Here is a 14,481-nt window from a genome sequence, read left to right on the forward strand (position 1 = left end):
TTTCCAATTTAATAAGTAGAAATGGTTAAAACCACTTCGTAATGTATAATACTAATCAAAACTAAAAACAATGTTATCAAAAAAACAAGCACGAGCCTTTTTTCTTGGCGGAACTGTAATTACGTTTCTGATATTTATTGGTCTTACGATTTTCTCTTTTAGTAAAGCTCAAGACCAAAGCAATGACGAGAACATAACAGAAGCAGTTGTAAAAGGTAAAGAACTCTGGGAAGCAAACAACTGTATGGGGTGTCATACCATTTTGGGAGAAGGTGCCTATTATGCTCCAGAACTCACTAAAGTAGTTGAACGAAGAGGTGAAGGTTATATTAAAGCTGTTTTAACGACCCCCGTAGACTGGGCTCCCAATGGCAGAAAAATGGTAGCCTATGGTTTTTCTCAAGAAGAAGCTGCCGACTTAATCGCTTTTTTTAATTGGATTGGGAAAATTGATTTAAACGGATTTGATACAGTCGTTTCTCCATTAGCGAAAGATGAATAACTAACAGAAAATATAAACAGATGAAACGAACATTAACAAATTTTAAAAATTGCTTCACAAAAAGTAATGTTTAAAATTTTTAATGTGAGAACGAGTGCAACGAGAGCTTACATTCGTTCTTAATTTTATAATTAACATATAGTCAAAATAATTACTAAAATTTAAACGAATGAAATATAAATCACAAAAAGTAGCATATTGGTTCTTTGCCCTTTCAATGTTATTGTTTGGCTTACAAATCGTATATGGTTTTATCATGGGTTCTGCCCATGCTGGTTATGATGGATTACATAGTATTATCCCATTTAACACTGCAAGAGCCGTTCACACAAATTTACTGGTAGTATGGTTATTGTCTGGCTTCATGGGAGCCGCTTACTATATTATCCCCGAAGAAGCCCAACGCGAGTTGGTAAATGTAAAATTGGCCTACGTGCAATTAATAAGCTTAGCTGTAGTAGGTGTTATTGCCATTGTGGGTTATCACTTTAACTATTGGGAAGGTCGTAAATTTTTAGAAATTCCAAGGCCTTTAGACTATTTGGTTGTTGTAAATGTCCTTCTATTCTTAGGACTCATATTAACTACCTTATTTAAAGGAAAACGAAAAACAACTACCGCTCTAGTACTTTCTATGGGATTGCTTTTTGCTGCCTTGCTTTATCTTCCCGGTATGCTTCCCTTTGATAGTCAAGTGAAAGATTCATTCTTTAGATGGTGGGTTGTTCACCTGTGGGTAGAAGGCGTTTGGGAGCTCATCATGGGTGGTATTTTATCATTCTTACTCATAAAACTTACTGGTGTAGACAGAGAAGTTATTGAAAAATGGCTGTATGTAATTGTTGGACTTACATTCCTTTCAGGAGTATTGGGAACAGGTCACCATTACTACTACATTGGCGTAAATAAAATTTGGCTAATCGTAGGTGGTATTTTCTCTGCTCTTGAACCATTAGCCTTTTTGGCCATGGCTCTATTCGCTGTAAATATGTATAGAAAAGGTGAAAAGAAACATCCAAATAAACTAGCCTTATATTGGACTCTTGGTGCTGCCATTGTATCCTTTATGGGCGCTGGCTTATTAGGGTTTGCCCATACCCTTCCACAAACCAATAAATATACACATGGCACTCTGGTAACTGCTATGCATGGCCATCTCGCCTTTTGGGGAGCATATGCTATGATTGTTTTGGCTATTATTAGTTACAGCCTACCCAATATGACTGGACGAAAACTATATGAAAGTACCAGAGGTAGAGTAGCCTTTTGGCTATCTAATATAGGCATGATTGGTATGACGGTTGCTTTTGGTGTAGCTGGTGTTGCTCAAGTATATTTGGAACGCAAGTTTAAAATGGAATTCATGGCAGTTCAAAAGGAAATTGAAATACATTTCGTCGTTCTTATACTATGCGCCACAATATTCCTAACAGGCATCATCTCCTATATGATAGATTTTTATAAGCACGGTAAACCAAATGACGAAGCCCTGGAAACCGTATCAAATTAAAACCTAATGACTATAAAAACCAGAGGCTGCATAAAAATGTAAGCTCTGGTTTTTAAACCTAAAACACTAAAAACAAGATGAGCATTCCTTATTATCACGCTATAGGCAAAGAGCTTATGGTTTTCGAGCATGCCTATAATTGTAAGATTCCATTTTTACTAAAAGGCCCTACAGGCACCGGTAAGTCTCGCTTTATAGAACATATGGCTTATAAATTAGATACCAAACTTATAACCATTTCTTGTCACGAAGAGACCTCTTCTACCGATTTAATTGGGCGATTCATTATAAAAGGTGCAGAAACTGTTTGGTTAGACGGTCCCCTTACAACAGCTGTTAAAGAAGGCCATATTTTGTATTTAGACGAAATTGCAGAAGCAAGACCAGATGTTATAGTTGCCATCCACTCATTGACCGATCATAGACGGGAACTGTTTATAGACAAACTAGGGGAAACCATAAAAGCGCACGAAAATTTTATGTTGGCCGCTTCCTTTAACCCCGGTTACCAACGCGGATTTAAAGAACTCAAACCCTCCACTAGACAGCGCTTTGTTGCTATTTCCTTTGCTTATCCCGATGCAAAAATAGAAGCAGATATTTTAGTATCGGAAACTGGTATTACATTAGATATTGCTAAAAAATTGGTAAACATTGCTGCCAAAATCAGAAACTTAACAGAATTAGGCCTAACCGAAACCGTCTCTACCCGATTATTGGTCGATGCAGCCAAACTAATTCACATAGGCCTACCAAAACGTTTAGCCGTTCATGTAGCCGTAGTAGAACCTCTAACCGATGACCTTGAAGTTATCCAAGCCCTTAAAGATTTAAGTGATTTAATGATATAAGTCAGTATGCTGTTTACAGTCGCAGTAAACAGTTATAAATAACTAATAGTGACTGAAAACTGAGACTGAAAACTGAAAACTATGTTTGAATTCGAGCCAGATGAATATATTTTCACCAAGTTTGCCTTCTTCTTTAAAAAAAGGAAAAAAAGAAGGGAAGCACAACTTGAGCATGCCGTAAACTTAAACGATATAAAACCAAGATTAACAATTTTTGCCCGTGCCATTACAGGTGGCTCCATAGAAATTTTTGAAGCCGAACGCGAAGGCGGATATAGAAACAATAACTTTTTTTTACCTACTAGATTTTATGAATTTAAAACAGAAGCACAGAATCTCTCTTTTTATCTATTCAGGGTACTATACTTATCTGTTCAAAAAAACTTAAACCTAAACTGGAATGACAACATAGAACACGATTTAGAGGAATCGCAACAAAAAGCAAAGGCTACATCGCCTACCGTTTTAAAAGCCCTATTCGCCCAATTCCCCATTACAGAAAAATACCATCGGGAATTTACAGCATTCTACGAGGCAAAAGCCACTGAAAAACAAGCTATAGACGATACATTTATGTATGGCAAATGGATGCGTAACGACATTACGAACAACACTGTAGCACCACTAGAAAATTTTACGGATCAAGTAAAAAAAGCCAATAAAGAACAAGAAAAGACCATACTAAAATCGAAAGCCGTAGAAGAGATCATTTCGGTGCAAGTAGATCAAAAACAATTAGAAGATGCCGTTTTACAACATCAATTTGAAAAAGTTGAAACAGCCGAAGAATTTGGTGGTAACTTTAGGGATATGGATGGTGACGACGATTTGGAAGATCATGCCAATGCCCTAGACGAAGTTAGCATGAAGCATACCGTTAGAATTGACGATACTGCGCACTCGGTTTACCAAGCCGATTTTATCGAAAATACGACCATTGCTGAAAGTTCGGAAAATGAAAGCCAAGGTCACTATTTAACTTATGATGAGTGGAGCTATACGGATCGCTCATACAAGGAGGGTTTTTGTAAGGTGTACCCAAAAACACAATTAAAAACAGATGTTACATTTTACAAAAAAACACTTAACAGTAACCGGTCTACATTAATGGGCTTACGTAAAATGCTTACATCTGTTAACAATAAATACCAGCAACAACGCAGGCAACCGCAGGGTGAAGAACTTGATATTGATGCCATTACAGATTTGTTCATCGATGCAAAATCCGGACATACTCCTTCGGACAAGATATACCTATCTAAACGAAAAAAGGAAAAAGATCTATCCATTTTACTATTACTGGACATTAGCCTTTCCAGTGATGGCTATGCCGCCGGAAACCGCGTAATCGACGTAGAAAAACAAGTATCGATTCTGTTTGGTGAGATACTAAACGAGTTCAACATCGATTTTTCCATTGATTGCTTCTACTCCAAAACCCGAAACAACTCCAGTTATTTAAGCCTAAAAGGTTTTGATGAAAACTGGGATACAGCCAAATATAAGGTAGGTGCTATTGAACCCAGTGGCTATACACGAATTGGAGCCGCTTTACGACACTCCGGTGCTTTGCTAGATAAACGCGATACAAAAAACAAATGGGTCATCTTGATTTCTGATGGCAAACCAAACGACTACGACAAATATGAAGGTAAATATGGCATCAACGACGTAAAGCAAGCTTTAAGGGAATTAAATGAACGGCAAATAAACTCTTATGCCCTAGCAATTGAAGCACAAGCCAAATACTATCTACCTCAAATGTTCGGACAAAACCATTATCAAATACTCACAAATCCCGTTGAGTTGTTACAATCCTTAGTAAAACTCTACGAAAAAATAAAGCACCAGTCCTAAACACAAAAATTACCTCACCATAGCCAACATAGTTTAACACAAAAGAAAATTGTTAGACTGGGATTAATTCAACAGCATGCAAACACAGCAAATAAACCATAAAAACTTTTACTTTCCACCAGGAGGCATTTTAATCTGGATCATTATATTTTTAGAATTACTCACTTTCGGTATAGCCCTAATAGCCATGTTTTATTATGGCAACCAGGATTTAGAGGGATTTAACAGTTCCAGATTAAAGCTAAATACCACTTATGGCATGTTAAACACCTTATTCTTATTGACCAGTGGCTATTTTATGGCAGTTTCGGTAACGGCTTTAAAAAAAGGAGATAAAAGAAACTTTAATAAACTATTGTTTTATACCGTACTCTTTGGCATTTTGTTTTTATGCTTAAAAAGCTTGGAATACTATGAAAAACTTAGCGAAGGCATTGGCATTGCTTACAATACATTTTTTACTTTCTATTGGATGCTTACCCTGTTTCATGTTATCCATGTTGTTGTGGGTCTCGTCATTCTAATCAGTGTCTATTTTGGAATAAGAAAAGAAACGTCCAATACTACAATTGAGGATGTTGAAGCCAGTGCCGCATTTTGGCACATGTGCGACCTCATTTGGATCATGCTTTTTCCCGTTATCTATTTAATATTTTGATATGCAAAAAACCGTAACAACAACTTGGATTATCTTAATAATCTTAACGATAAGCTCTGCACTAATTTTTAAACTAGACGGCAGTTATGTAACCACAGTTATCTTAATACTATCTGCCTTAAAATTTTTAGGCATTTCCTTCCAGTTTATGGATATGAATAAAGCACATATAGCTTGGAAAACTATAATTATTAGCTTTATTACCGTATTCGTTATGGGCCTATTATTGATTGTTGCTTAGGCTATAAATTCATTAAGAAGCTGTTTACATCTAGTAAAATCAATACCTACTCCTATACCACACCTTTTGCCATTCACGCTTTAAAATAAGAAACGATACTTCCTCAGATAATTTAAGTGTATCACTGCCATCCAAACGTTTTACTTGAGCTTCAGGCACATCGATAATGTATAATAAATTTAGATAATCAATAAATTTTTCCTGAATGAGTTTATATACCGTTTCATGAAGCATGAGCTTCAAACTTGAAGGTAAGATGGTTTCATCAAACCCTAGGTCGATATTCGCCAGCAAAAAATCCTTATTAAGTTGAAGCACCAATTTTTTATACAGATCTAACTGTTGCGCTTCTTCTATTAAATCATTAAAGGTTGCCAGTGATTTCATTTGTTAGCTTCTTAAACAACAAGCTTATTCCGTTATTCGTTAGTTTAAACAGTTCTATTCATCAAGCTTTTGCCAAAATCTTTCAATAGTTGCTTTTTGTCATCAGAAACATTCAGAGATGCTAATAAAGCAAAAGCCTTATTTGTATAATCCTGAATAGCTTCTTTGGTAGCTTGGGCTGAACCAGAAGTTGTAAAAATCTGCTTAACAGTATGTATCTTATCCTGTGAAGTACCCGTATTAATACTAAACAAATGCAATAGTTTCTGTTTATCATTATCAGAAGAAAACTCAAGTGCCTTTAAATACAAATAGGTTTTTTTATTTTCTATGATATCACCTCCTACTTGTTTTCCAAAGGTCTTAGGGTCTCCAAAAGCATCCAAATAATCGTCTTGCAACTGGAATGCAATACCTAAATGCTTCCCAAATTCATAAATAACATCTTGATCTTCTACAGAAGCACCCGCTACAATGGCTCCCATTTTCATTGAAGCACCAACCAAAACAGCTGTTTTATACGCTATCATTTTTAAGTACTCGGGAATGGTCACATCATTTCTGGTCTCAAAATCAATATCGTACTGCTGACCTTCGCAAACCTCCAAAGCTGTTTTGCTAAAGAGCTTGGCTAAAGCCTGAAATGTTTCGGCATCGTACTTTTCAAAAAGCTGATACGCCATAATTAACATGGTATCGCCCGAAAGAATACCCGTATTAATATTCCACTTTTCGTGAACCGTTTCATGCCCACGACGTAATGGCGCATCGTCCATAATATCGTCGTGCACCAAGGAAAAATTATGAAAAACCTCTATACTCAATGCAGCATCCAAAGCCTTATCGGGATCACAATTAAATATTTCGGCTGCCATCAATGTTAAAATTGGTCGTAAACGCTTACCCCCCAAATTTAAGATATAATGAATAGGAGCATATAAATTCTCAGGCTCCTTTACAGCCGCATAGGTATCTAAATATGCAACAATTTTTTGACGGTATTGTTCTATAGAAAGCATCCCACAAAAATAAAGTAATTAAGCACATTTAAAAGTTTGAATGCAAATTATATGTTAAATGAATGTAAAACTTAGGAAACTTTTTTGGTTTTTAAAGTTTCCTAATGTACTTTTGCCCCTCATTATGAGAGACAAAATACTTACAAACGCAACAGAATTATTTCTAAACTACGGTTTTAAGAGTGTTACTATGGATGACCTGGCCAATAAAATAGGCATATCCAAAAAGACCATATACCAACACTTTGATAATAAAACCAAACTTGTAGAAGCAACTACGCTATATATATTCGATCTTATTTCGCAAGGTATCGATTGTATTTGCGCTTTAGATAAAAATCCAATTGAGGAAATTTATCAAATCAAGAAGTTTGTGATGGAACACCTAAAAGACGAAAAATCATCACCACAATACCAACTTCAAAAATATTACCCGAAAATTTTCGAAACACTTAAAGATAAGCAATTTAGCGTTATGCAAAAGTGCGTCATCAACAACCTTGAAAGAGGTGTTAATACAGGTTTATACAGAGAAACGATAAATATAGATTTTATTGCCCGAATTTATTTTAGCAGTGTACTATCCTTAAAGGACAAAACGCTTTTTCCTCAAAAAGACTTTTCAATGACAATGCTTATGGATAATTATCTGGAATACCACTTACGGGGTATTTGCACACCAAAAGGACTAGAAATTTTAACAAAACATATAAATAGATGAAACGAACATTAACAAAATTTAAGCATTTTTTCACAAAAGGAAATGTTTAAAATTTTTAATGTGAGAGCGTAGCGATTGCATACGTTCTCAATTTTATAATTAATATAAAATCAAATGAATTATCAAAATTTAAACGTATGAAACTAAAACTAATACTTGCCCTACTCTGTTCCCTTACGATGTTTTCACAAGAAAATACACAAAGCTTTTCTTTGAAAGAAGCTATAAATTATGCGCTAGATAATAATAGAACAATTAAAAATGCAGACTTAAATATTCTGGCAGCTAAAAAACAGGTTTGGGAAACAACTGCAAGAGGATTACCTCAAGTTAATGGTGCTGTTGATTATTCAATAAATATTAAAACCCCATTTGATATTGAAATGTTTCCTGAAGATAGCCCATTCAGATTTATGTTTCCTAAGCATAATTTAACGCCTAGTGTCACATTAAATCAGTTACTTTTCGATGGCGGTTACATTGTTGGTCTTCAGTCTAATAAAGTGTTTTTAGAAATTTCACAGAATGCTAAAGACAAAACTGTTAATGAAATTGAAACCAATGTGGTAAGTGCCTATAATAATGCTTTACTAACCAAAGAGAGTATTGCTATTACCAAAAATAACATTAAAGTATTGGCAGATAACCTAAAGGAAACCCAAAAGATATTTGAAAACGGCTTAACCGAAGAAGAAGATGTTGAGCAATTACAATTAACACTTTCTAGTTTAGAAAATAATTTAAGAAGTCTTGAAACACTTCATGAGCTTTCTAAAGGTTATTTAAAAATTTTGCTTGGCATAAATCAAACCGAGACTATTGAATTAAAAGATACTTTGGAGTCCCTAATCTTAGAGAACATTTCATTAAATTTAATTAGTGATAGTCATGAAGTATCTAATAACATTGATTATAAAATTGCGGTTAATGATGTTGAAAGTAAAAGACTGGAATATAAATTAGAAAAGTCTGAACAGTTACCGAAACTTAATGCCTTTGTTTCCTCAAATTACTTGGGATATAGTAATTCGGCCTCAACCTATTTTAATAGAGAACAAGATTGGTTATTCACTACAATAGGTGGATTCAAATTAACCGTTCCAATTTTTAGTTCGTTTGGAGGTAAAGCCAAAAGAGAACGCGCTAAAATTCAGTGGGACATTGCTAAAAATAATCTTGTTGACACCGAAAACCAATTGTCAATAGAATTCAGAAATGCTAAAAACGAATATCAGTTAGCTATTGATACCTATGGCAACAAACAAAAAAATCTGGCTTTAGCCGAAAAAATTGAAAAGAAAAATATTATAAAATATAGAGAAGGCATTGCCAGTAGCTTTGATTTAAGACAAGCACAAATACAGCTCTACACAAGTCAGCAAGAATACTTACAAGCCATTATTGATGTTATTAACAAAAAAGCAACCCTAAAAAATCTATTAAACATACCAAACTGAGTTTAGGTGTTTATAAGTGTATCCGTTTATTAAAAACATATGAATACAAACCAAATGAAACAATTTTCTTTTGAAAAACTAAACGTTTGGAAAAAGTCTAGAATTTTATCTGCCTTAATTTATAAGATAACCAAGACATTTCCTGAAGATGAGAAATTTGGATTAACTAGTCAAATGAAAAGAAGTGCTGTTTCAATATCATCTAATATAGCTGAAGGTACTGGAAGAACATCAGGAAAAGATAAAGCTAGGTTTACCGAAATTGCATTTAGTTCGGCACTAGAACTTTTAAACCAACTCATATTATCATATGATTTAGAATTCATTTCAGAAGAAAATTATAAAAACACTAGAGAATATATATCTGAAATCACAGCAATGTTGGATGGAGTGCACAAATCTCAACTAAAAAAAACATAAGCATTAAACTAATAAACACTAAACCCATAAACATAATTAATCATGAAATATTATATACACATAACACTTTTGAGTACCATTATTTTATCTTCCTGTAGCGGTACCAGTAAAAAATCTGTCGAAGATATTATTGCAACCAACAATTTAGAACTCATTAGAAAAAAGAAAACCGAACTAGATCTTAAGCAGCAAGAATTAACAGTTCAGTTACAACAACTTACGTCGAAAATTAAGGTATTAGATCCCCAAGAGCGGATTCCATTGATTACCACTTTTACTGTTAAAGAAAATAAATTTACACACTTCGTAGAACTACAAGGCAGTGTTAACACCAAACAAAACTTAGTTATACATCCTGAATTCTCTGGCATATTAACTAAGGTTTATGTTAAAGAAGGTGATCAAGTTAGTAAAGGACAAATGCTAGCACAAATTGACGATGGCGGTTTAAGTCAGCAACTGGCCCAATTAAAAATTCAAGCCAGTCTTGCAAAAACTACTTTCGAAAGACAAAAGCGTTTATGGAACCAAAAGGTTGGTAGTGAAATTCAATACCTTCAAGCTAAATCTAACTACGAAGGACAGCAGCAAGCAGTAAACCAACTAGATAAACAATTAAGAAAATCAATAGTTCGTGCTCCTTTTGCAGGAACCATAGACGATGTTATTACAGAACAAGGAAGCGTAGTTGCATCAGGTCAATCACAACTATTTAGAATTGTAAACCTTCAAGATATGTACATTGAAACCGATGTTCCAGAACGTTACATTTCTAATATAACAACAGGAAAAGAAGTACAAGTAGAATTCCCTATACTTGATAAAATGGTAGATACCAAAGTGCGCCAAGCAGGTAACTTTATAAATCCAGCAAACCGTACTTTTAAAATAGAAGTACCCATTTCCAATGAAGACAAGTCTATAAAACCGAATTTAACAGCAAAGCTTAAAATTAACGATTACACTAATGAAAAAGCCTTATTGATACCGCAAAGCATCATCTCCGAAAATGCCGAAGGACAACAATATGTGTATACGGTAGCAGATAAAAACGATAGTATTGCTAAAGCAAAACGTGTTATTATAGAAACCGGAAAGACCCAAGGCGATTATATTGAAGTAATAGCCGGTTTAGAACATGGTGTTGAAATCATTGATGAAGGTTCTAGAAGTGTTAAAGATGGTCAAGAAGTAAAAATTTTAACTAAAAATTGAAAAGTCTAAGTGCTTAAAGGTTCTATTTTATCTAAACCTTTTTAAACTTTTCAACTTATAAACTAAAAAATCAATGACTAAAAATATAAAACAAAAGAACGTACACAATAAGGAGTTTGGACTGTCATCCTGGGCAATCAACAACAAAACAACCATGTATGTGTTGATTGTATTGATTTTGCTTCTGGGGTCTGGAGCTTACTTTAATATGCCTAGGGAAAACTTTCCTGAAATAAAGGAAACCAAGATTTACATAAGTTCTATTTATCCCGGTAATACTGCTGAGGATATTGAAAAACTTATTACAGATCCCATTGAAGATAAATTAAAAACCGTCAGTAATGTAGTCGAGATCACCTCAACATCCCAAGAAGACTACTCGATTATTATTGTAGAATTTGACGAAAACATCTCAGTAGAAGCAGCAAAGCAAAAGGTAAAAGATGAAGTAGATTCGGAAACTTCAGGCGAGGACTGGCCCACATTCAATGGCGCCAAAGTAGAGCCTAACATTTTCGATTTAAGTATGTCGGAAGAAATCCCTATTCTCAACATTAACATCTCTGGCGATTATCCTGTAGACAAATTAAAAGAATACGGCGAATACCTTGAAGACGAAATTGAAGGTTTAATAGAAATTAAGCAGGTTGACATTCGGGGTGCACAAGAAAAAGAAGTTGAAGTCGCTGTAGATATCTATAAAATGATGGCTGCTCAAGTGAGCTTTGATGACATTATCAACACCATAAGCAATGAGAATGTAACCATATCTGCAGGTAACTTAATTACCAGCGGACAACGCCGTACCGTACGTGTCTTAGGTGAAATTGAAAACCCTAACGAACTAGAAAACTTTGTTGTTAAATCTGAACATGACAACCCTATTTACCTAAAAGACATTGCCAAAGTTACGTTTAAGGACGAAGACAAAACCACTTATGCACGCGAGTTTGGAGCACCAGTAGTTATGCTCGATGTTAAAAAACGTGCTGGAAAAAATATGGTGGCTGCAGCCGAACAAATTGAAGTAATCGTTAAAGATGCTGTTACCAATGTTTTTCCTCCCGATTTAAAAGTAACCATTGCTAACGACCAATCGTCTAAAACCATCGGACAAGTTGATGATTTAATAAATAACATCATTTTTGGTATCATATTGGTTGTTACCGTTTTAATGTTCTTTTTAGGCTTTAAAAATGCCCTATTTGTTGGTTTTGCAATACCGATGTCTATGTTTATGTCTCTCATGATCTTAAACACCTTAGGCTACACCATGAACACCATGATCCTTTTTGGTCTCATCATGGGACTGGGTATGCTGGTAGACAATGGTATTGTAGTGGTTGAAAACGTATATCGCTTAATGGACGAAGATGGCTTAAGCCGTATTGAAGCCGCTAAAAAAGGTATTGGGGAAATTGCCTATCCTATTATCATATCCACAGCCACTACCGTAGCAGCTTTTATCCCTCTAGGGTTATGGCCGGGTGTTATGGGACAGTTTATGATCTATTTTCCAATAACCTTATCCGTTGTATTGGGCTCGTCACTGTTTGTTGCTATTTTCTTTAATTCTGTTATGGTCTCTCAGTTTATGACCACGGAAGATAAAAATATGCCTCTAAAACAAATCATTAAAGTTTCAATAATATTTGGCACCATAGGTATTTTAATCCTTGCCGTTGGAGGTGCCTATAGAGGTTTAGGGACCTTAATGATCGTTACCTTTATTTTGCTTTGGATTTACAGGTTATTTTTAAGACGTTGGGCTAATGGATTCCAAAATAACATATTGCCTAAATGGGAACGCTTTTACGAAAAGACATTGCGCTTTGCTTTAAGCGGCAGAAAACCAATTTTTATTTCTATTGGCACCTTTGTTTTGCTTATTGTAGCTTTTATGGGCTTTGGTGCTTCTGTTGGAAGCCAGCGTACCAAAGTAGAGTTTTTCCCAGATAATACGCCCAATCAAATTATTGTATACATAGAATACCCTGAGGGCACCGACATTAAGAAAACCAATGCCATTACAGAAGACATAGAGCAACGTGTTTACAAAATTATTAACGACCAAGCCTATATGGATGGCGCATACAACTTTTTAACAGAAAGTGCCGTTTCCCAAGTAGGCGAAGGAGCTGGAAATCCGCAAACCGATGGAGGCTCTGCTGCCGAGATGCCACATCGTGGTAAAATTACGGCCACCATGCGCGAATACAAATTTAGAAAGGGTACCGATAGTAACGAATTGCTCAAAAAAGTACAGGAAGCCTTAAAAGGAATCTATCCCGGCGTTGCCATTTCTGTTGAAAAAGATGCCGTTGGTCCCCCTGCTGGATATCCAATAAATGTTGAATTGGAAGGCAATGATTATTCCGAATTAATTGCAACCGCCGAAAAAATGCGCGATTTCATCAACTCTAAAAACATTCAGGGTATTGATGAATTAAAGATTGATGTTAACAAATCGAAACCAGCAATGCTAGTTCATGTCGACAGAAAAAAAGCTGGCGAGTTAGGTGTTAGTTCGGGACAAGTTGGGCAACAATTACGTAATGCTATTTTTGGAGCTAAGGCTGGCATCTATAAAAAAGAGGGCGAAGATTATGATATCTATGTACGCTTTAATGAAGAAAACAGATATAATACCAGTGCTATTTTTAATCAAAAAATAACCTTTAGGGATATGGCTTCAGGACAGATAAAGGAAATCCCTGTATCGGCTGTAGCCAAACAAAATAACACTTCTGGTTTTAGCGCCATAAAACATAAAGATGTAAAGCGTGTTGTAACCCTATATTCTGCATTAGCTGCCGGATATACAGATGCAGGAGCTATTGTATCGCAAATTAAAAATGAGATGCAAGGGTTTACTGAAAAACCTACCGGGGTTAAAATTGACTATACCGGACAAATTGAAGAACAAAGCAAACAAATGTCCTTTCTAATGGGAGCATTTTTTACAGGTTTAGGTCTAATTTTCTTTATTTTAATATTCCAGTTTAATTCAGTTTCAAAACCAGGTATTATTATGCTTGCTATTTTCTTGAGTTTAATTGGTGTTTTTGGTGGCTTAATAATTACGGGTAAACCTTTTGTAATTATGATGACCATGATGGGTATTATATCCCTTGCCGGAATTGTGGTTAACAATGGCGTGGTACTACTCGACTACACCCAATTGTTAATTGACAGAAAGAAAGTAGACCACAATTTAAAACAAGATCAATATCTTAAGACCAATGATTTACTGGAAGCCATTATAAAAGGCGGTAAAGCACGTTTACGTCCTGTTTTACTAACAGCCATTACAACTATTTTGGGCCTAATCCCGCTAGCAACTGGATTAAATATCAACTTCTTTACACTCTTTAGTGATTTTGATGCAAACATTTATGTAGGGGGTGACAATGTTATTTTCTGGGGGCCATTGGCCTGGACAGTTATTTATGGACTTTTTATTGCCACCTTCTTAACTCTTATTGTGGTACCTATACTGTTTTATTTGGTGACCCGATTTAAAATGTGGTTATTTAATAAAAATGAACCTACAGTTTACGAAATAGCACAGGAGGAAGTTCTTGAACTTCAAAATCAATTGGATTAAAAAACAAAACCGCCCCAACATCTACTGGGGCGGTTT

General features: G+C 35.2%; 13 protein-coding genes. 11 read left to right on the forward strand and 2 right to left on the reverse strand.

Annotation, left to right across the window (positions count from 1 at the left end):
- Positions 1 to 70: 70 nt before the first annotated feature.
- The 6 genes from JF259_RS01265 to JF259_RS17780 all read left to right on the forward strand — a co-directional run bounded on the left by JF259_RS01265 (position 71) and on the right by JF259_RS17780 (position 5,619).
- On the forward strand, positions 71 to 502 hold the full coding sequence (locus JF259_RS01265; protein ID WP_199112383.1) for a c-type cytochrome: 432 nt from the start codon (positions 71 to 73) through the stop codon (positions 500 to 502).
- Positions 503 to 671: 169 nt separating this feature from the next.
- Positions 672 to 2,012 (forward strand): cbb3-type cytochrome c oxidase subunit I, encoded by a 1,341-nt coding sequence (locus JF259_RS01270; RefSeq protein WP_199112385.1) that lies wholly within the window; start codon positions 672 to 674, stop codon positions 2,010 to 2,012.
- A gap of 77 nt (positions 2,013 to 2,089) precedes the next feature.
- Positions 2,090 to 2,863 carry a CbbQ/NirQ/NorQ/GpvN family protein gene (locus tag JF259_RS01275; protein ID WP_199112387.1) on the forward strand — a complete coding sequence of 258 codons (774 nt, stop codon included), beginning with the start codon at positions 2,090 to 2,092 and terminating at the stop codon, positions 2,861 to 2,863.
- Between the two features lie 81 nt (positions 2,864 to 2,944).
- Positions 2,945 to 4,720 (forward strand): nitric oxide reductase activation protein NorD, encoded by a 1,776-nt coding sequence (locus JF259_RS01280; protein WP_199112389.1) that lies wholly within the window; start codon positions 2,945 to 2,947, stop codon positions 4,718 to 4,720.
- Between the two features lie 76 nt (positions 4,721 to 4,796).
- Positions 4,797 to 5,378, forward strand: coding sequence for a cytochrome c oxidase subunit 3 (locus JF259_RS01285; RefSeq protein ID WP_199112391.1), 582 nt, complete (start codon positions 4,797 to 4,799; stop codon positions 5,376 to 5,378).
- 1 nt (position 5,379) lies between these two features.
- Positions 5,380 to 5,619 (forward strand): cytochrome C oxidase subunit IV family protein, encoded by a 240-nt coding sequence (locus JF259_RS17780; RefSeq protein WP_394370570.1) that lies wholly within the window; start codon positions 5,380 to 5,382, stop codon positions 5,617 to 5,619.
- Between the two features lie 39 nt (positions 5,620 to 5,658).
- Here the strand turns inward: JF259_RS17780 and JF259_RS01290 are convergent, their stop codons facing one another.
- Together JF259_RS01290 and JF259_RS01295 are read right to left on the reverse strand one after the other, a co-directional pair.
- Positions 5,659 to 6,006 (reverse strand): hypothetical protein, encoded by a 348-nt coding sequence (locus JF259_RS01290; protein ID WP_199112393.1) that lies wholly within the window; start codon positions 6,004 to 6,006, stop codon positions 5,659 to 5,661.
- Between the two features lie 44 nt (positions 6,007 to 6,050).
- Positions 6,051 to 7,025: a polyprenyl synthetase family protein gene (locus JF259_RS01295; protein WP_199112395.1), complete on the reverse strand. Its 975-nt coding sequence runs from the start codon at positions 7,023 to 7,025 to the stop codon at positions 6,051 to 6,053.
- Positions 7,026 to 7,149: 124 nt separating this feature from the next.
- Between JF259_RS01295 and JF259_RS01300 the strand changes: the two genes are divergently transcribed.
- The 5 genes from JF259_RS01300 (at position 7,150) to JF259_RS01320 (ending at position 14,445) form a co-directional block, all read left to right on the forward strand.
- Positions 7,150 to 7,746 carry a TetR/AcrR family transcriptional regulator gene (locus tag JF259_RS01300; protein ID WP_199112397.1) on the forward strand — a complete coding sequence of 199 codons (597 nt, stop codon included), beginning with the start codon at positions 7,150 to 7,152 and terminating at the stop codon, positions 7,744 to 7,746.
- A gap of 137 nt (positions 7,747 to 7,883) precedes the next feature.
- Complete coding sequence (locus JF259_RS01305; RefSeq protein ID WP_233164034.1) at positions 7,884 to 9,203, forward strand: TolC family protein; 1,320 nt, start codon at positions 7,884 to 7,886, stop codon at positions 9,201 to 9,203.
- Between the two features lie 39 nt (positions 9,204 to 9,242).
- Entirely contained in the window at positions 9,243 to 9,623 is a 381-nt protein-coding gene (locus JF259_RS01310) for a four helix bundle protein (RefSeq protein WP_233164035.1), read from the forward strand.
- A gap of 42 nt (positions 9,624 to 9,665) precedes the next feature.
- Positions 9,666 to 10,838, forward strand: a complete 1,173-nt coding sequence (locus JF259_RS01315) for an efflux RND transporter periplasmic adaptor subunit (protein ID WP_199112399.1) — start codon at positions 9,666 to 9,668, stop codon at positions 10,836 to 10,838.
- 73 nt (positions 10,839 to 10,911) lie between these two features.
- Complete coding sequence (locus JF259_RS01320; protein WP_199112401.1) at positions 10,912 to 14,445, forward strand: efflux RND transporter permease subunit; 3,534 nt, start codon at positions 10,912 to 10,914, stop codon at positions 14,443 to 14,445.
- The last annotated feature ends 36 nt before the right edge of the window (positions 14,446 to 14,481 follow it).

Origin of the sequence: Snuella sedimenti (genome assembly GCF_016428595.1) — a bacterium.
Lineage (GTDB): Bacteria > Bacteroidota > Bacteroidia > Flavobacteriales > Flavobacteriaceae > Snuella > Snuella sedimenti.